13 protein-coding genes are annotated in these 17703 nt (G+C 64.0%); 7 read left to right on the forward strand and 6 right to left on the reverse strand.

Annotated elements, in window-relative coordinates:
- Positions 1-33 precede the first annotated feature (33 nt).
- The 3 genes from IEX64_RS15140 to IEX64_RS15150 are packed head-to-tail and all read right to left on the reverse strand — an operon-like array spanning position 34 to position 3512.
- A complete protein-coding gene (locus IEX64_RS15140; RefSeq protein WP_188820839.1) occupies positions 34-1734 on the reverse strand; it encodes a long-chain-fatty-acid--CoA ligase in 1701 nt (566 codons plus the stop codon).
- Positions 1734-3032: an OmpP1/FadL family transporter gene (locus IEX64_RS15145; protein ID WP_188820841.1), complete on the reverse strand. Its 1299-nt coding sequence runs from the start codon at positions 3030-3032 to the stop codon at positions 1734-1736. Before IEX64_RS15145 ends, IEX64_RS15140 begins: the two co-directional genes overlap by 1 nt.
- A gap of 45 nt (positions 3033-3077) precedes the next feature.
- Positions 3078-3512 carry a DUF2147 domain-containing protein gene (locus tag IEX64_RS15150; protein ID WP_188820843.1) on the reverse strand — a complete coding sequence of 145 codons (435 nt, stop codon included), beginning with the start codon at positions 3510-3512 and terminating at the stop codon, positions 3078-3080.
- A gap of 211 nt (positions 3513-3723) precedes the next feature.
- Between IEX64_RS15150 and IEX64_RS15155 the strand changes: the two genes are divergently transcribed.
- The 5 genes from IEX64_RS15155 to IEX64_RS15175 all read left to right on the forward strand — a co-directional run bounded on the left by IEX64_RS15155 (position 3724) and on the right by IEX64_RS15175 (position 12221).
- Positions 3724-4857: a thiolase family protein gene (locus IEX64_RS15155; RefSeq protein ID WP_188820845.1), complete on the forward strand. Its 1134-nt coding sequence runs from the start codon at positions 3724-3726 to the stop codon at positions 4855-4857.
- The gene (locus IEX64_RS15160; protein WP_188820847.1) at positions 4857-7181 is read left to right on the forward strand and encodes a 3-hydroxyacyl-CoA dehydrogenase/enoyl-CoA hydratase family protein; all 2325 of its coding nucleotides are present in this window, start codon (positions 4857-4859) and stop codon (positions 7179-7181) included. Before IEX64_RS15155 ends, IEX64_RS15160 begins: the two co-directional genes overlap by 1 nt.
- Positions 7182-7356: 175 nt before the next feature.
- A complete protein-coding gene (locus IEX64_RS15165; protein WP_188820850.1) occupies positions 7357-9147 on the forward strand; it encodes an acyl-CoA dehydrogenase C-terminal domain-containing protein in 1791 nt (596 codons plus the stop codon).
- 178 nt (positions 9148-9325) lie between these two features.
- The gene (locus IEX64_RS15170; protein WP_188820852.1) at positions 9326-10975 is read left to right on the forward strand and encodes an NAD(P)/FAD-dependent oxidoreductase; all 1650 of its coding nucleotides are present in this window, start codon (positions 9326-9328) and stop codon (positions 10973-10975) included.
- A gap of 58 nt (positions 10976-11033) precedes the next feature.
- Positions 11034-12221, forward strand: coding sequence for a BaiN/RdsA family NAD(P)/FAD-dependent oxidoreductase (locus IEX64_RS15175; protein ID WP_188820855.1), 1188 nt, complete (start codon positions 11034-11036; stop codon positions 12219-12221).
- On the opposite strand, the gene msrA is transcribed toward IEX64_RS15175, so the two are convergent.
- The 3 genes from msrA to IEX64_RS15190 all read right to left on the reverse strand — a co-directional run bounded on the left by msrA (position 12218) and on the right by IEX64_RS15190 (position 15457).
- The gene (gene msrA / locus IEX64_RS15180; RefSeq protein WP_188820857.1) at positions 12218-12895 is read right to left on the reverse strand and encodes a peptide-methionine (S)-S-oxide reductase MsrA; all 678 of its coding nucleotides are present in this window, start codon (positions 12893-12895) and stop codon (positions 12218-12220) included. The two genes, IEX64_RS15175 and msrA, sit on opposite strands and share 4 nt — an antisense overlap.
- Positions 12896-13014: 119 nt before the next feature.
- The gene (locus IEX64_RS15185; protein WP_188820859.1) at positions 13015-14085 is read right to left on the reverse strand and encodes a LacI family DNA-binding transcriptional regulator; all 1071 of its coding nucleotides are present in this window, start codon (positions 14083-14085) and stop codon (positions 13015-13017) included.
- Positions 14086-14134: 49 nt separating this feature from the next.
- Entirely contained in the window at positions 14135-15457 is a 1323-nt protein-coding gene (locus IEX64_RS15190; RefSeq protein ID WP_188820861.1) for an MFS transporter, read from the reverse strand.
- A 227-nt stretch (positions 15458-15684) separates the two neighbouring features.
- On the opposite strand from IEX64_RS15190, the gene IEX64_RS15195 reads away from it, so the two are divergent.
- The gene (locus IEX64_RS15195) at positions 15685-16755 is read left to right on the forward strand and encodes a glycoside hydrolase family 68 protein (protein WP_229710448.1); all 1071 of its coding nucleotides are present in this window, start codon (positions 15685-15687) and stop codon (positions 16753-16755) included.
- Positions 16752-17660, forward strand: coding sequence for an ROK family protein (locus IEX64_RS15200; RefSeq protein WP_188820865.1), 909 nt, complete (start codon positions 16752-16754; stop codon positions 17658-17660). The genes IEX64_RS15195 and IEX64_RS15200 overlap by 4 nt, the downstream gene beginning before the upstream one ends.
- Positions 17661-17703: the final 43 nt, after the last annotated feature.

The raw sequence follows: 17703 nt of genomic DNA on the forward strand, positions 1-17703 counted from the left end.
GGGTGGCCGAAGGTGAAGCGGCGGCGCCTTCGCTCACGCGCCCTGTCCCGCTTCCCTGCGCGCGGCTTCCTCTGCGGCCAGTTCCTTCTTGGAAAGCTTGCCGACCATGGTCTTGGGCAGGCTGTCGCGAAATTCGATGGCGCTCGGCATTTCGATCTTGCTCAGCCGCTCGCGCAGGAAGTCCAGCAGATGTTCTTCGCTCAAGATGTCCCCCTCGTGCAGAGTCACGAATGCCTTGGGGGACTGGCCGCGATATTCGTCGGGCACACCGATCACGGCGGCCTCGGCGACCATCGGATGCTCGTAGATGGCTTCCTCGATGATCCTCGGATAGACGTTGTAGCCCCCGCACAGGATCATGTCCTTGATCCTGTCGACGAGGAAGAGATATCCGTCTTCGTCGAGATAGCCAATGTCTCCCGTGCGCAGCGCGCCGTAGATGAAAGTGCGGGCCGATTCCTCGGGTCGGTTCCAGTAGCCTTTCATCACTTGCGGGCCGCGCGCGCATACCTCGCCCTTTTCGCCCTGCTGGCACAGGCGGGTGGGCTCGTCGGGGTCGCGGATTTCCAGCGCCGTGCCGGGGAAGGGCGGGCCGCAGGAGTTGTCCTTGACGGTGCCTTCGAGCGGATTGCAGGCGATGATCGGGCTCGCCTCGGAGAGGCCATAGCCCTCGACCACACGCACGCCGGTGCGTTCTTCGAAAGCCTTGCGCACTTCCAGCGGCAGCGGGGCGCCGCCGGAAATGCAGACGCGCACGCTGTCGAACTCGCCGTTGAGGTCCTGGTGGTTGAGCGCCGTGTAGAGCGTGGGCACGCCGAAGAACTGCGTCGGCTTGGTACGCCGCGCGGTCGCGAGGAACGACTTCATCTCGAAGCGCGGCAGCAGGATCATCTCCGCAGCGGTATCGACCGAGTAGTTGAGCACCGTCGTCAGCGCGAAGACGTGGAACAGCGGCAGCACGCCCAGCGTGCGCTCCTGCTCGTCGGGCATGTGGCCGACATGGGAAATCATCTGCGCCGAATTGGCCGCGAGGTTGGCGTGGGTGAGCATGGCGCCCTTGGGCACGCCGGTGGTGCCGCCGGTATATTGCAGCACCGCCAGATCGTCGGGATCGCGCTCGACCGGATCGGGATCGTCCTCCCGCTCGATCAGGTCGAGGAAGCGCACGAAGCGCAGATCATGCGGCTCCTCGACGATGTCCTTGCGCTTGAACAGCAGGAAGGCGCGGCGCTTCATGCCGGGCAGGGCATCCGCGAACGGGCACACCACCACGCGCTTCAGGTTCGCCGTGCCGACCAGCGGCGTTACCTTGGGCAGCGAAAGCGCAAGGTCGGAGGTGATCATCACCTCGGCGCCCGAATCCTCGACGAGGTGGGCCATTTCGCGCTCGGTGTAGAGCGGGTTGAAATTCACCACGACGCCGCCGACCCGCAGGATCGCGAAGTAGCATACGACGTAGTAGGGCGTATTGGGCAGGCACAGGCCGACCCGGGTACCCTTGGTTACGCCGAGATCCTGCAGGCCCCGCGCCGCCTTGCGCGCCAGCTCGCCGATCTCGGCATAAGTCCATTGCCGGCCCATGAAATCCACGGCCGGCCACTTCCCGTGCCGCTCGACCGCGTGGTCGAGCAGATCGGTAAGTAATCGCGGCGCGATCGGCGGCATCTCTTCCGGCTGATGGGAGGAGGAGGATGCCGGACGGTCGCTACCGCCGATCGTCGCCGCGCCGCTCATCAGAACTTCACCCGGGCGCCGAGCGAAAAGACCAGCGCGGATGCGTCTGTGAGCGTGCCGTCCACCAGGATCGGCGTTTGTACCGGCGTGCCGGCGTAGGCAGCCGTTGTGCGGTCGATCGAGGCGTCCTTGAACGAGATGTACGAGGCCGCCGCATCGACGGTGAAGGCGTCGCTGACGGCATAGCTGGTGCCGGCCGAGAAGTTCCAGCGATCCGAGTCCGGCACGCGCGCGTCACGCTCGCCGTCGCGGGTCGGCGTTCCGGCGTATTGCACACCGGCGCGGACCGTCCACTGCGGGCTCACCATGTAATCGGCGCCGACGGCGTAGCTCCAGCTGTTCTTGTAGTTCTCCGGAATCGACACATTGAGCGGGTCGCCCAGATCGATGCTGTCGAACTCGCTCCAGCCGTAGCGCACGACCTGGCCGTTGAGAGTCAGCTTGTCGGTGGCACGGTAGCGGATGCTGCCCACGGCCTGCCAGGGGGTGGAGAACCTGGCCTTGGTGGCGATAGTGCCGTTCTGGCCCGCGAGCGGTCCGAGCAGGCCGGTTGTTTCCACTTCACCTTTCAGCGTGTGCTCGACGCTCGACTTGTAAGAGAGGCCGAGCGACAGCGGACCGGTGTGGTACTGCGCACCGACCGACCAGCCTAAATCCCAGCCGTTGCCCGAGAGCTTCTGGTGACCGTCTGCCAGCAGCGGCGAGAGGTTGGGCAGCGCGTTGCTGAGCGTCGCGTCGGCATATTCGATGTTGAGGCCAGCGCCGAGCTTCAGGCCCGGGGACAGTTCCACGGCGACCGTCGGCTGGATGTCGATGGTGCGCAGCTTGGTCTTGTCCGCCGTGTAGCGGGCCCAGCTGTCAGCCGAGTAGTTCGTGGTGAACGAATAGGGCGAAGTGACCGCGAGGCCGACCGCGACCTTGCCGAAGCCATAGGCGACCGCGCCGGAGGGCAGAAGGCCGTTGTTGATCGGGTTTTTCTCAACCGGATCGCCGCCGACCGAAGCGGGCGCCTGGCCCGGGCGGACGATGACCGTACCCTGGTCAGAAACCTTGCCGCTCGGCAGGATGGCGCTGGCATGCACGGCAGCCTCGCCGCCTTCCATGCCGGCGATGGCAGCGGGGTTCCACCAGATGGAATCGACACCGGTGTCCGCGGCCTCACCGGAAAAGGCGCGGCCCTGTGCGCGGACCGATTGTTCCTGAAGGTAGAAAGCCTGGGCATGGGCGGCTCCGGCCATGCCGAGGGCGAGGGCAGAGGCCGTGCCGGAGAGAAGTATGCGACCGTAAATCTTTTTCATTTTTTGGTATCTCCCAAAGTCATTCGTATCGGGTGCAACGCACGATCATGGCATCCGGGTCCATGTCTGCGTCTTGCACAGGGGCCAGACGATGCAGCCCTTGAGTTTGAGGGTGTTGGTGCCTGTGGGGGTTATCGTTGCCTTGTAGGTGCCTCCGTCTTCCGCATTGTAGACCCAGCCGCTGGTCCACTTGTCGTCGTCGCGCTCGAAACCGCCGAGCATCTTCAAGCTCTTCACGCGGCGCGAACGCTTGCTTTCATCCTTGTTGTTCACATCGCGCAGGTCGGGATTTTCGCGAATGCCATCCGAATTGATCAGTGTTCCACAGATCGATTCGCCGCAGCGGGAGATCTCCACCACGCTATGACGTGTGGGCGTCTGCCACTTGCCCAGCACGGAGTCCGGGCTGGCCGCGAAAGCCGGGTTTGCGAGCGCGGCAGCGGCAACCAAAGCCGCGCCTGCGGGTTTGCGTAATGTCATGAGCGACCTTTCAATCTTCTCTCTCCTTGACCCCTGTTTTTCCGGTCCGGAGCGATCGCAAGAGGATGCTCGGCCGGGGGCTGATGTCGCGTTCCTAGACCAAAATTTGCTTGACGTATAGGGAAAGAATTGCACCTATAGGGAAGAATTTGAGCACAGCGACGATCCGGCGCATGAATGTCTGCGCCGTTTCCGCGGATGGAGAGAATGCATGCAAAGCATCGTGATCGCGGGCTACGCCCGTTCCCCGTTTCATTTGGCAAACAAGGGCGCTCTGGCGCGGGTTCGTCCCGACGACCTGACCGCGCAGGTGATTCGCGGGCTGATCGGAAAGACCGGTGTCGATCCCGCTGACCTCGAGGATCTCGTCGTGGGTTGTGCGTTTCCCGAAGGCGAGCAGGGCCTCAATGTCGCACGCCTGATCGGTTTGCTGGCGGACCTGCCTATTTCGGTGGGCGGCATGACGGTGAACCGTTTCTGCGGCTCTTCGATGAGTGCCATTCACTACGCCATGGGCCAGATCGCCTTAGGCGCGGGCGAGGCGTTCATCTGCGCTGGCGTCGAATCGATGAGCCGGGTGCCGATGATGGGCTTCAACCCCATGCCCAACCCGGCACTGGCCAAGAAGAGCGCCGTCTACATGAGCATGGGCGAGACCGCCGAGAATGTCGCGGCCAAGTATGAGATCAGCCGCAGCGAACAGGAAGCGCTTGCCGTCGAAAGCCAGAAGCGCGCCGCCGCGGCCCGCGAAGCCGGCAAGTTCACGGACGAGATCGTCCCGATCGAAACCAAGGGCGGAACCGTCAGCGAAGACGGTGCGATCCGTCCGGGCACGACGGCCGAGGACTTGGCAGGCCTCAAGCCTGCCTTCGATGCCAACGGCACGGTGACTGCCGGCACCTCTTCGCCGCTCACGGACGGCGCGAGCGCCGTGCTCGTGACCACCGAGGACTATGCCCGCAAGCACGACCTGCCGATACTGGCGCGGATCAAGTCGGTCAGCATCAGCGGCTGCGCGCCCGAGACGATGGGCCTTGGCCCGATCATTTCCAGCCAGAAGGCGATGGAGCGTGCCGGCATCACCGCCGCCGATCTCGACGTTGTCGAACTGAACGAGGCCTTCGCGTCGCAGGCGATTGCCTGCATCAAGGATCTCGGTCTCGATCCGGTCAAGACCAATATCGACGGCGGCGCCATCGCCATCGGTCACCCGCTCGGCGCGACCGGCGGGCGCATCGTCGGCAAGGCGGCGGAACTGCTCAAGCGTGAAGGCGGCAAATATGCGCTCGCCAGCCAGTGCATTGGCGGCGGACAGGGCATTGCCACCGTGCTGGAGGCGGTGTGATGGCTGATACGATCCGCAAGGTCTGCGTGATCGGTGCGGGCACCATGGGTGCCGGCATCGCCGCGCAGGTCGCCAATGCCGGCGTGCCGGTGGTTCTGCTCGATATCGTCCCCAAGGAAGGCAGCAATCGCAACGCCATCGCCGAAGGCGCCGTGGCGAAGATGCTCAAGACCGAGCCTGCGCCCTTCATGAGCAAGAGCGCGGCCAGGCTGGTCGAGACCGGCAATATCGAAGACCATCTCGACAAGGTCGCCGAGTGCGACTGGGTGATCGAGGCGGTGATCGAGCGGCTCGACATCAAGCAGGGCCTCTACGCCAAGCTCGAAGCGGTGAAGCGCGACGGTACGGCGGTTTCGTCGAACACATCGACAATCCCGCTCGCCAACCTCGTGGAGGGACGCTCGGACGCGTTCAAGCGCGACTTCCTGATCACGCACTTCTTCAATCCGCCGCGTTACATGCGCCTGCTGGAGATCGTCACCGGTCGCGATACGGACGCCGCTGTCGCCGCGAAGGTCGAGCAGTTCGCCGACGTCGCGATGGGCAAGACGGTGGTTCAGGCCAACGACACCCCCGGCTTCATCGCCAACCGCATCGGCACCTACTGGATCCAGCTCGGCATCAATGCCGCGTTCGACATGGGGCTGACCGTGGAACTCGCCGATGCCATCGTAGGCAAGCCGATGGGCGTACCCAAGACCGGCATCTTCGGCCTTGTCGATCTGGTCGGCATCGACCTGATGCCGCACCTGCAGGCGAGCCTCACCTCGACGCTGCCCAAGGACGATCCCTATCACGCGATCGCGCGCACCATGCCGCTGATCGAGAAAATGATCGCCGACGGCTATACCGGTCGCAAGGGCAAGGGCGGATTCTACCGCCTGAACAAGGAGATGGGCCGCCGCAAGGAAGCCATCGACTTGCAGACCGGCGAATATCGCGAAAAGATCAGCCCCCGCGGTCCTTCGGGTCGCGCCGCGAAGGGTGATCTGCAGGCGCTGGTAGAGAGCAAGGGCGATATCGGCGCCTACGCCTGGGCCGTCCTTGGCGGGACGCTGGCCTATGCCGCCAGCCTCGTGCCGTCGGCCGCCGCCGATGTGGTCGCCATCGATGACGCGATGAAGCTCGGCTACAACTGGAAGGCCGGTCCCTTCGAGATGATCGACACGCTCGGCGCCAGGTATCTGACCGAGCGGCTCGAAGCCGAAGGCCAGCCGGTGCCGGAGATCCTCAAGCTTGCCGGTGAGCGTACGTTCTACCGGATCGAGGATGGCAAGCGCCAGTTCCTCGGGCTCGACGGCGAATACCACGATGTGGTTCGCCCCGAAGGTGTGCTGCGCCTTGCCGATGTGAAGCTCTCTTCCAAGCCGCTCCTCAAGAACGGCTCCGCGGCGCTGTGGGATGTAGGCGACGGTGTGGCCTGCCTTGAATTCACCGGCAAGATGAATGCGCTCGACGGCGAGGTGATGAAGCTCATCGTCAAGGCCATTCCGCTGGTGCAGTCGCAGTACAAGGCGCTGGTCGTCTATACCGACGCCGACAGCTTCTCGGCGGGTGCCAACCTCGGTCTTGCGCTCTTTGCGCTCAATATCGCTGCCTACAGCGAGATCGAGAAGCTCGTCGCGGGCGGGCAGATGGCCTACAAGGGGCTTAAGTACGCGCCGTTCCCGGTCGTGGGCGCCCCGGCCGGCCTCGCGGTCGGCGGCGGGTGCGAGATCCTGCTCCACTGTGACGCGATCCAGGCCCATGCCGAGCTCTACACCGGCCTCGTCGAATGCGGCGTCGGTCTCGTGCCGGGTTGGGGCGGCAATGGCGAGATGCTGGATCGCGCGCGCAATGCCAAGATGATGCCGCGTGGGCCGATGCCGCTGGTCGCCAAGGTGTTCGAGACGGTCTCGACCGCCACGGTCTCCAAGTCTGCCGCGCAGGCCAAGGAAATGCTGTTCCTGCGCCCCGACGACGGGATCACCATGAACCGCGACCGTCTGCTCTACGATGCCAAGCAGAAGGCGCTTTCGCTGGTGGATGATTACACGCCGCCCGAAGCGCCGGAATTCCGTCTGCCGGGGCCCAGCGGCCGCGAGGCGCTGAGCATGGCAGCGCAGGGCTTCCGCAAGCAGGGCAAGGCGACCGAATACGACATGGTCGTTTCCGACGCTCTGGCAGCGGTGCTGACGGGCGGCGATGCCGATCCGCTCGATACCGTGAGGGAGCAGGAATTGCTCAAGCTGGAACGCGAAACGTTCATGCGGCTGGTCCGCGAGCCGCGCTCCGTCGCCCGGGTCGAGCACATGATGGAAACCGGCAAGCCGCTGCGGAATTGATTTAAAAGGAAAACGGGCACGACAGCTATTGATCACCCAACCTTCGTCATTGCGAGCGGCGTAGCCGCGCGGCAATCCAGATTGGGCGTATACCGCCCTGGATTGCTTTGCCCTTCGGGCTCGCAATGACGAACGGATTGGAATTCGAGATGCGACGCCCGCGAGGAGAGTGACAATGCAGGTCTACGAAGCACCTTTGCGCGACATGAAGTTCGTGCTGCACGAGCTTCACAACGATGACGGTTTCGGCAATCTCGAGGCGCTGGAGGAATTCACGCCCGATCTCGTCGATGCCGTGCTGGAAGAAGCGGCCAAGGTCGCGCAGGAAGTGCTCCTGCCGCTCAACCGCTCGGGCGACATTGAGGGGTGCACCGTTGAAAACGGCGGCGTGCGCACCCCCAAGGGTTTCAAGGAAGCCTACGATCTGTTCCGCGAGGGCGGCTGGTGCGCCCTGGCGTCCGACCCCGAATGGGGTGGGCAGGGCCTGCCCGAGCAGGTGAACAAGATGACCGAGGAGATGATCTGCTCGGCCAACCTCTCGTTCAGCCTCTATCCAGGCCTCACCCATGGCGGCACCACCGCGATGGAAGCCTATGCCAGCGACGAGCTCAAGCAGGCCTACCTGCCCAAGATGGTCTCCGGCGAATGGTCGGGCACCATGTGCCTTACCGAGGCGCATTGCGGTACCGACCTCGGCATGCTGCGCACCAAAGCGGTGCCGCAGGATGACGGCTCGTACAAGCTGACCGGCGGCAAGATCTTCATCTCGGCCGGCGAGCACGACCTGACCGAGAACATCATCCATCTCGTTCTCGCGCGCATGCCCGATGCGCCTGCCGGGGTGAAGGGCATCAGCCTGTTCCTCGTGCCCAAGTACCTGCCCAAGGACGACGGTACGCCCGGTGAAGCCAACGGCGTTTCGGTCGCCGCCATCGAGCACAAGATGGGCCTCAAGGCTTCGGCCACCTGCCAGCTCAATTTCGACGATTCCGTCGGCTGGCTGGTCGGCAAGCCCAACAAGGGTCTGGAGGCCATGTTCAAGATGATGAATACCGAGCGCGTCTCGGTGGGCATCCAGGGACTTGGCGTGGGCGAGGCAGCCTATCAGTCCGCCGTCTGGTACGCCAAGGAGCGCGTCCAGGGCCGCTCGCTGTCGGGCGTGAAGAACCCGGACGGCCCGGCCGACCCGATCATCGTTCACCCCGACGTGCGCCGCATGCTCATGACCATGCGCGCCTACAACGAAGGCTGCCGCGCGCTGTCGGGCTGGGTGAGCCGCGCGCTCGATGCCGAGAAGTTCTCGACCGATCCCGAAGTGAAGCAGCGGGCTGAAGACTTCATCGCGCTGATGACGCCGGTGGTGAAGGCCGTCTTCACCGATCTCGGCTTCGAGACGGCGAACCTCGGCGTGCAGTGCTACGGCGGTCACGGCTACATCGCCGAGAGCGGCGTGGAGCAATACGTGCGCGATGCGCGTATCGCCATGATCTACGAAGGCACCAACGGCATTCAGGCGCTCGACCTCGTCGGCCGCAAGCTGCCCGCGCATATGGGCCGCTACCTGCGCTCGTTCTTCCACCCCGTCTCGCAGTTCATCGAGGCGAACAAGGAGCACGAGACGTTCGGCAAGATGATCGAAGGACTGGAAAAGGCCTTTGGCGCGCTTCAGCTTTCGACCGCGACGATTGCCGAAAAGGGCATGAAGGACCCGGAAGAAGCCGCTGCCGCCGCGACCGAGTACACCCGCCTGCTGGGTCTCGTCGCCATGGGCTACTGCTTCGCCAAGGCGGCCCTGCTGGCACAGGCCAAGCTGGCCGAAGGCAGCGAGGAAACCGCCTTCTACAAGGCCAAGATCACCACGGCGCGCTTCTACTTCGACCGCATCCTGCCGCAGGCGACCGCTGCGTTCCTGGCGATCAAGTCGGGCAAGGCCTCGATGATGGAGCTGGAAGCCGACGCGTTCTGAACCATCCAGTCCTCCCTGTTCCCAGGGGGAATGGGGAGGTGGCATTCGCGCAGCGAACGACGGAGGGGTTTCGTGCCCCTCCACCACCGCTGCGCGGCGTTCCCCTTCCCCATCGCTGCGCGACAGGGAGGATGAAGGAACGATAGCGCCCCGGCCAAATCACCGCTAAAGGCGCGCCATGCTTCGCCTGACCGATCTTGCGCTTCCGCTCGACCATACGCCTGCCGACCTCGAACAGGCGGTCTGCGAGCGGCTGGGCATTGCGCCCGGCGATCTCGAACGCCTGACCGTGGCGAGGCGCGGCAACGATGCGCGGCGCAAGGCGGCGATCAAGCTGGTCTATTCGTTCGACGTGATCGTGCGCGACGAGGCCGAAGTGCTCGCGCGCTTCGCCGACGATCCGCACGTCCGGCCCACGCCCGATACCTCCTACAAGTTCGTCACGCGCGCGCCTGATGGCTACGAGGGCCCGCGCCCGGTGGTGATCGGCGCCGGACCCTGCGGCCTGCTGGCCGCACTCGTGCTGGCGCAGATGGGCTTCAAGCCGATCATCATCGAACGCGGCAAGGCCGTGCGCGAGCGGACCAAGGATACCTGGGGCCTCTGGCGCCGCTCGGTGCTCGATCCGGAAAGTAACGTGCAGTTCGGCGAAGGCGGGGCGGGCACGTTCTCCGACGGCAAGCTCTACAGCCGTATCAAGGACCAGCGCCATCTCGGTCGCAAGGTGCTGACCGAATTCGTGAAGGCCGGTGCACCCGACGACATTCTCACCGAAGCGCATCCGCACATCGGCACATTCCGCCTCGTCACCATGGTCATGTCGATGCGCGAGACGATCGAGAAGCTTGGCGGCGAATACCGCTTCCAGACCCGCGTCGAGGACTTCGAAGTGGAAGAGGGCGAGGATGGCACCCGCCGTCTGGCCGGGCTGCATCTCTCGACCGGCGAATACCTGCCCGCCAGCCACGTGATCATGGCCGTGGGCCATTCGGCGCGTGACACATTCCATGTGCTCCGCGATCGCGGCGTGCACATCGAGGCCAAACCCTTCGCCATCGGCGTGCGCATCGAACATCCGCAAAGCTGGATCGACAAGGCCCGCTATGGCCCCAACGCAGGCAACGACATCCTCGGCGCGGCGGCCTATTCGCTCTCGCACAAGTGCAGCAATGGCCGCACGGTCTATTCGTTCTGCATGTGCCCGGGCGGGCGCGTGGTCGCCGCCACCAGCGAGGAAGGCCGCGTCGTCACCAACGGCATGAGCCAGTATTCGCGCGCCGAGTTCAACGCCAATTCGGGCCTCGTGGTCGATATCGATCCTGAACGCGATTACCCCGGCGATCCGCTGGCGGGCATCGCCTTTCAGCGCAAGTTCGAGGAACTGGCCTTCAAGGCGGGTGGCTCCAACTACAAGGCGCCCGGTCAGAAGCTGGGCGACTTCCTTGAGGACAAGCCTTCCGCCGAGTTCGGTGAAGTGACGCCCAGCTATCAGCCCGGCGTGCACCTGACCGATCTCAAGCAGTGCCTGCCCGACTTCGTGATCGAGTCCATCCGCGAGGCGCTGCCGGTTTTCGGGCGGCAGGTGCCGGGCTACGATCATCCCGACGTGGTGATGACTGGTGTGGAGACGCGTACGTCCTCTCCGGTGCGCATCACCCGTGGCCGCGATTTCCAGAGCCTCAATACGCGGGGGCTTTATCCGGCGGGCGAGGGCGCAGGCTATGCGGGCGGCATTCTGTCGGCTGCCGTAGATGGCATTCGCGTGGCGGAGGCCTTGGCGCTGGAACTGGTGCCGGGCTTCGACAAGCTCAGCCTGAGCGGAGAATGAAAACAACCCTTCTTCTTCCGCTCGTCCTGAGCTTGTCGAAGGGCGAATGGCGCTGGGCATGATGGAATACGACGCTATTGTACTCGGCGCCGGAGCCGCCGGGCTGTTCTGCGCCGCCACGGCCGGTCAACGCGGCAAGCGTGTACTGCTGCTCGACCATGCCGACAGGCCGGGCAAGAAGATCCTGATTTCCGGCGGCGGGCGCTGCAATTTCACCAACCTGCACACTGCGCCGGATCGCTACCTTTCGAAGAATGCGCACTTTGCGAAGTCCGCGCTCAGCCGGTACACGGCGGCAGACTTTCTCGCGCTGGTCGAAAGCCACGGCATTGCCTGGCACGAGAAGACGCTGGGCCAGCTATTCTGCGACGATAGCGCGAAGCAGATCGTGACCATGCTGCTCGACGAATGCGGCAAGGGCGGCGTCGATCTGCAATGCGGCGAGGCGATCCGCGATGTGGTGCACAGCGACGGGCAGTTCCGCGTCACCTATGGAGGAACCGAGGCGACCGCGCCCGCGCTGGTCATCGCCACGGGCGGGCCTTCGATCCCGAAAATGGGCGCGACGGGCTTCGCTTACGATCTCGCGCGCCAGTTCGGGCTCAAGGTGGTGCAACCGCGCCCGGCGCTAGTGCCGCTGACGCTACCGGGAGAGGAAGCGCTGTTCCGCGATCTCTCGGGCGTCTCGACCGAGGTCATCGCGCGCATCGGTGGCAAGGAGAAGGGCAAGGCGGCGTTCCGCGAGGCCGCACTCTTCACGCATCGGGGACTATCGGGGCCGGCGATACTGCAGATTTCCAGTTACTGGCAGCGCGGCGATACGGTGACGACGCAGTTGCTGCCGGATTGCGCGGAAGGCTGGCTGAAAGAAGCCAAACGCGACCGCCCCCGTACGACGCTGCGCAAGGTCCTGTCCGAGGCTCTGCCCGACCGTTTGGCCGAAGTGCTGTGCGAGCGACTGGGCATCTCGGGCGATCTCGGCAATCTCTCCGACAAGGCGCTGGCCGCAGCCGAGACGAAGCTGGCCCGCTGGCCGTTCGTGCCGGACGGGTCCGAAGGCTTCGCCAAGGCGGAAGTCACTGCGGGCGGAATCGAAACTGGCGGGCTATCGTCCAAGACGATGGAAGCGCGCGCGGTGCCGGGGCTCTACGCGATCGGCGAGGCGGTGGATGTCACCGGATGGCTGGGCGGTTACAACTTCCAGTGGGCCTGGGCGAGCGCAAGGGCCGCGGGGCTGGCTCTCTAGCGGCGATAGAGCGACGGCCAGGTTGTCTTGAGCGCGGTGATCTTGGGCTTGTCGTAGCGCACGATGTACCCGTTGTTCGGGTTCTTGCGCATGAAGTCCTGATGATAGCTTTCGGCGGGGTAGAATTTGCCGCTCTCCAGCTTGGTCGCGATCGGCTTGCTGTAGGCCTTGGCCTTGTTCAGCTTGCCGATGTAGGCTGCGGCGATCCGCCGCTGCTCCGCGTTTTGCGGGAAGATGGCCGAACGATAGCTTGGACCGGTGTCGGGATACTGCCGGTTCACCTGGGTCGGGTCGTGTGCGACTGAGAAATAGATCTTGAGCAGGGTGCCGTAGCTCACCTTGCCTGGGTCGTAGACGATGCGCACCGCCTCGGCGTGCCTGGTTTTTTCCGAGGACACCTTGGAATAGCTGGCGTTGGCCTTGGTGCCGCCCGCGTAGCCGGACACCACCGACTTCACGCCCTTCACATGCTCGAACACGCCTTCGATGCCCCAGAAGCACCCGCCTGCCAGGACCGCGACCTGATTGCCCTCGGGCGTGGTCTTGGTGGCGGGGGGCGAAGGAAAGTTTGCGACATCGCGCGGTTTCGCCGCCGATAGCGTGCCGCTTCCGGCGGCGATGGCAAGGGCGCCGGCAAAGCTCAGGGCCACGATCGGAAGTGGGCGGAATTTCATAGCTGCTTCTCCCGTTTCACTACCATGTGGTGTTCGTTCGGGGATAGTGCCAGGTTACGCTCCGTTCACGAGGGAGCGGCAAGGTTGCAATTGGGGCAATGCCTGCGGGTAGCCTGCACTCAGTTTGAGCGGGTCGATCCGCGCACGATGAGGCGCGGCGGCATCTGCAGACTGTCTGTGTCTTCGCCTTCGATCTTGGCCTTGAGCTTTTGCACCATGGCCTTGGCCCCCTCCGCGATTTCCTGCCGGATCGTGGTAAGCGGCGGCATGGTGAGCGAGGCGAGCGGCAGGTCATCGAACCCGACGACCTGAACTTCATCGGGTACGCTGCGGCCCTTATCGCGAAGGCAGTGAAGCACGTTCATCGCGATAAGGTCGGACGCAGCCACGACGCCGTCGATGGCGCGATCGCTGTTCGCAGTCGCGGCCTTGATCTGCTCGCCCATTTCAGCGCTGGCGAGGCTGATGGGAATATGCACCAGCGAAGCCCCGGCCTCGGTCGCAGCGGCGGCGACGCCCTGGTAACGCTCGTCGATCTCTATCCCCTGGGTTTCACCCATGAAGGCCAGATTGCGCGCGCCCCCGGCAATCAGGTGTTCTGCCGCAATCCGGCCACCAGCGATGTTGTCGGTTCCCACGGCGCAGTGAACCTGGTTGTCGCGCCAGCTTCCCCAGGCCACCAGAGGGCGATAGCTTTCTGCCACGCTTTCGATGATGTCGAACTGATCCGACTGGCCGATCAGCAGAACGCCATCGACCATGCCCGAGCCGGTCATCCGCTCCAGCCAGTCGCTGGTCCCGTCCGGGATCACGCGGCTGAGCATCAGGTCGTACCCGTGCTCGGTCAGTTCGTCTGCCAGATGGCCAAGGAGGGTGAGGAAGAACGGATCGGAAATCTGCTGGCGCTTTTCGTGACCGAGCGGAATGACCACCCCGATCACACCCGTACGACGAGACCGCAGCTTGCTCGCCATCTGGTTGGGGCGGAAGCCGTGCTCACGGGCGAGAGCTTGAATGCGTTCGCGCGTTTCGGCGTTGACGAGAGACTTCCCGGCCAGTGCGCGCGACACGGTTCCTGCAGAGACACCGGCCAGTCGGGCGAGGTCGGCAAGCGTGCGCACTTTCACAGGCGCACCCGTACTATCCGGATCGCCGTTGTTTCCGTTCCCGTTTTCTATCCCCGATGTCATCGTTTTGTTCTTAACAGCTTGAATCGGCGGGCGGAAGTTTCTTGTGCAGTTAGCTACCAGACCGTTCGGGTGGGTCTCCGGCCGCTACCAGAAGGGTTGCGACGGCACCTAGAAGCATGAGGACACCGGCCAGTATCAAGGCGTTGCGCGGGTCTCCGCCGAGCAGCGGCCGATAGATCAGAGGCATGGTTACGGTCTCGACGAGCATCGGAACCACGATGAAAATATTGAAAACCCCCATGTAGACCCCCGTCCTGGCGGGCGGGATCGAATCGGCGAGCATGACGTAGGTGTTGCCCATCATGCCGGCCCAGCCGAGGCCGATGCCGACCATGACGAACATAAGCAGGGTGAAGGACCCGGTCGCCGGGATCGTGAGCATGGCTGCACCAGAGGCAGCCAGACACACCGCATGAACGCGCCGCGCGCCAAGCCGCCTGACTATGGGGATGAGACCGAGTGCGGCCACGAACGCAATTGCGTTGTACACGGCGCCCAGTTGCTGGGCTGATAGCGCGGCCTCGCGGAACTGGGGAGAGGACGTGTCCGCGGTGCCGTGGAGCGAGCGGGATAGGGCAAAGGCGATGTACTGCCAGTACACGAACATCGCGTACCATTGGCAGAGCATGGCGACCGCCAGTTGCCGCATGGGCCTTGGCATTTCCATGAAGGCGCTGCCGATTTCGCGCAGGGTTTCCCTCGGGGTCAGCGGGCTGGCAGCTATGCGGGTGCGCTGCTTTTCGCTCAGCGGCAGTTCGGGCACGCGCAGCACCGAATAGAGGATGGTTGAAATCGAAAGGATCGCGCCGATTACGAATGCAATGCGAACGATTACGGGAATGCCATTCGTATGCAGTAGTTCCCGGTCGATCACGACCGTCAGAAGAGACGGCGCGAGATAGGACAGCGTCTGCGCGAATCCGGTAAAGGCGCTTTGGGTCAGGAACCCGGTCGCATGTTGCTCGGGCGAGAGCCTGTCCGCGACATAGGCGCGATACGGCTCCATGGTCACGTTGTTGCCGGCATCGAGCAGCCAGAGCAGCCCTGCCGCCATCCAGATCGTCGACGAATAGGGCATAGCGAACAGGCACAGCGAACAGATTACGGCGCCGATCAGGAAGTAGGGGGTGCGGCGCCCAAGCCGGGAAAGGGTACGGTCGCTCATCGCGCCGACCACCGGTTGCACAAGCAACCCGGTAACCGGGCCGGCCAGCCACAGTAATGGCATGGTCGCTTCATCGGCGCCCAAGAACCCGTAGATGGGCCCCATGTTGGCTTGCTGCAGTCCGAAACTGAATTGCAGGCCGAAAAAGCCCACGTTCATTTCTATGATGCGCAGAAGCGAGAGGCGCGGCTTGTAAGGCACGGGCATCCGGCGCTCTCCCATTTATTGTTGTTGGCCGTTCTATTCTCTCCATGGCTTTCGCTCAAGGTCGGCCCAACGCGTAGGTATCGAAAACTGTGTGACAAAAAGTTGCAGAGCTTTCACTTCAAAGTGCAAACAATCGTTTGTACTAGGTTTTCATGACCTCCCCCCGGTTCCCTGAGTCCTCTGCCGCGCCCTTGCGCTGGCGCCCGTGCGATCTTGCCTTGCTGGATATGACTGCATGCCAGCGGGCTCCGGTGATAGGTCAGGATCACGTCCTGCGTGCGTCTGCCGATGTCGATGTGTGGGACGCATGGCCGATGGCCACTGCGGAGGGGAGTCCTTTCCCCTGGCGCGGCGGCGAACTGTGGTTTGCGCTTGCGGCGCCGGTCCATGACGATCCCGAAGTGCGCCACGGGGTGGCCCGCATTCACCACTTCCACCGTATCGGAGGGCGCTTCGAGCACCTTGGGGCTACTTTCCCGATGGACTTCACGCCCGGCAGCAGGGAATGGTCCGGCTGTGCGGTGACCGATGGGCAGGACGTCACGCTCTATTTCACGGCGACAGGCGCGCGCGGCGAAGTCGCTCCCTCTTTCCTGCAGCGGATATTCGCCGCCACGGCGCAATTGCAGGACAGCGTGGAGGCCTTCTCGGACTGGTCCGAACCTGTCGAGGTCGTCCGGCCCGACGGCGTTGTCTACATGGACGAGCACGAGGCGACTGGCCGCATCGGTGAGATAAAGGCCTTCCGCGATCCCGGCTTCTGCCGCACATCGACCGGAGTGGATTGTCTGCTCTTCACCGCGTCTTCCGCGGAAGGCAGGGATAGCCACAACGGGGTGATCGGCTGCGCTGTGCGCGACGGCGAGGGTATGTTTCGAATCCAGGCGCCCCTTGTGGAGGCAGTGGGCACCAACAACGAGCTGGAGCGGCCGCATCTGATCGAGCATGCGGGGCGTTGTTACTTGTTCTGGTCGACCCAGGCTTTTGCCTTTGCGCCCGGTATCGATGCACCGACCGGGCTCTATGGAGCTGTGGCAGATGATCTGTTTGGTCCCTGGCGGCTGCTGAACGGTCACGGCCTGGTCCTTGCCAATCCTGAGACGGAGCCGTTCCAGTGCTATAGCTGGTGGGTCTTGCCTGATCTCAGCGTGGGCGGCTTCGTCGATTACTGGGGCATCAAGGATGCCTTGGCTCGCGAAAAGCCGGAGGGGCGCAGGCATTTCGGCGGGACGTTCGCACCTTTCCTGCAATTGCAGCTTGATGGCGATGTTGCGACGCTGGCAGACGGGTATGCATGAACGCAACCTATGTCGGTATCGAACTGGGCGGAACGAAGACGATAGTCGTGCGTGGCCGTCCCGGTGTCATTCGGGATCGTGTGGAATTTCCGACGACCGTGCCTGAGCACACGCTCGCGCAGGCGGTGGAGACGATAGCCCAGTGGCATCAGCTGGAACCGCTCAAGGCGATTGGCGTAGCCAGTTTCGGGCCGATCCGCGTTTCGCGTGAGGCGCCGGATTTTGGAATGATGCTCGACACGCCCAAGCCGGGCTGGACGGGGGCGTCGGTGATAGGGCCCATCGTGCAGGCTCTGGGCTTGCCGATTGCTCTCGACACCGATGTGCATGGCGCGGGCCTCGCTGAATGGAGTCTCGGCGCAGCCCGCGGCTGCCAGGTAATGATCTACCTGACGATCGGGACCGGACTGGGCGGCGGTGTGCTGGTGAACGGTGAGCCGGTCCACGGGATGTTGCACCCGGAAATCGGCCATGTCCGGCTGCGCCGGATGGCCGGAGACAGCTTTTCAGGCGTGTGCCGCTTTCATGGGGATTGCGCCGAAGGACTGTTGAGCGGCCCGGCGCTGGAGGCGCGCTTCGAGCGGCACCCCTCGTCAGTCATGGCAGACGATCCCGCGTGGGCGCCGGTAGCACAGGATCTGGCCGAGTTGCTCGCCATGCTGGTGCTGACGCTGTCGCCGCATCGCATTGTCGTGGGTGGTGGTGCCGCGAACAAGCAGCCGCATCTGCTCGTCGATGCCGTTTTCCGGCTGCCCGACATTCTTCAGGGGTACCTGCGCGACTGCTCGCCCGACGCACTGGCGAGGATGATCGTGCCGCCACAGCTGGGCGATGACGCAGGGCCGATGGGCTCGCTGATCCTGGCCGAGCGCGCTGCGACGCTCGAAGGTGTTACGGATCGTTGAACTAATATTGCGCGCGCTGAAAAGCATGTTACATCATGGTGAA

Source organism: Novosphingobium indicum (assembly GCF_014645195.1).
GTDB classification, from domain to species: Bacteria; Pseudomonadota; Alphaproteobacteria; order Sphingomonadales; family Sphingomonadaceae; genus Novosphingobium; species Novosphingobium indicum.

What these genes read in the sequence shown, in the direction of transcription:
- IEX64_RS15140 (WP_188820839.1), bottom strand. Translation starts at nt 1,734, where the DNA reads ATGAGCGGCGCGGCGACGATCGGCGGTAGCGACCGTCCGGCATCCTCC.
- IEX64_RS15145 (WP_188820841.1), bottom strand. Translation starts at nt 3,032, where the DNA reads ATGAAAAAGATTTACGGTCGCATACTTCTCTCCGGCACGGCCTCTGCC.
- IEX64_RS15150 (WP_188820843.1), bottom strand. Translation starts at nt 3,512, where the DNA reads ATGACATTACGCAAACCCGCAGGCGCGGCTTTGGTTGCCGCTGCCGCG.
- IEX64_RS15155 (WP_188820845.1), top strand. Translation starts at nt 3,724, where the DNA reads ATGCAAAGCATCGTGATCGCGGGCTACGCCCGTTCCCCGTTTCATTTG.
- IEX64_RS15160 (WP_188820847.1), top strand. Translation starts at nt 4,857, where the DNA reads ATGGCTGATACGATCCGCAAGGTCTGCGTGATCGGTGCGGGCACCATG.
- IEX64_RS15165 (WP_188820850.1), top strand. Translation starts at nt 7,357, where the DNA reads ATGCAGGTCTACGAAGCACCTTTGCGCGACATGAAGTTCGTGCTGCAC.
- IEX64_RS15170 (WP_188820852.1), top strand. Translation starts at nt 9,326, where the DNA reads ATGCTTCGCCTGACCGATCTTGCGCTTCCGCTCGACCATACGCCTGCC.
- IEX64_RS15175 (WP_188820855.1), top strand. Translation starts at nt 11,034, where the DNA reads ATGATGGAATACGACGCTATTGTACTCGGCGCCGGAGCCGCCGGGCTG.
- msrA (WP_188820857.1), bottom strand. Translation starts at nt 12,895, where the DNA reads ATGAAATTCCGCCCACTTCCGATCGTGGCCCTGAGCTTTGCCGGCGCC.
- IEX64_RS15185 (WP_188820859.1), bottom strand. Translation starts at nt 14,085, where the DNA reads ATGACATCGGGGATAGAAAACGGGAACGGAAACAACGGCGATCCGGAT.
- IEX64_RS15190 (WP_188820861.1), bottom strand. Translation starts at nt 15,457, where the DNA reads ATGCCCGTGCCTTACAAGCCGCGCCTCTCGCTTCTGCGCATCATAGAA.
- IEX64_RS15195 (WP_229710448.1), top strand. Translation starts at nt 15,685, where the DNA reads ATGACTGCATGCCAGCGGGCTCCGGTGATAGGTCAGGATCACGTCCTG.
- IEX64_RS15200 (WP_188820865.1), top strand. Translation starts at nt 16,752, where the DNA reads ATGAACGCAACCTATGTCGGTATCGAACTGGGCGGAACGAAGACGATA.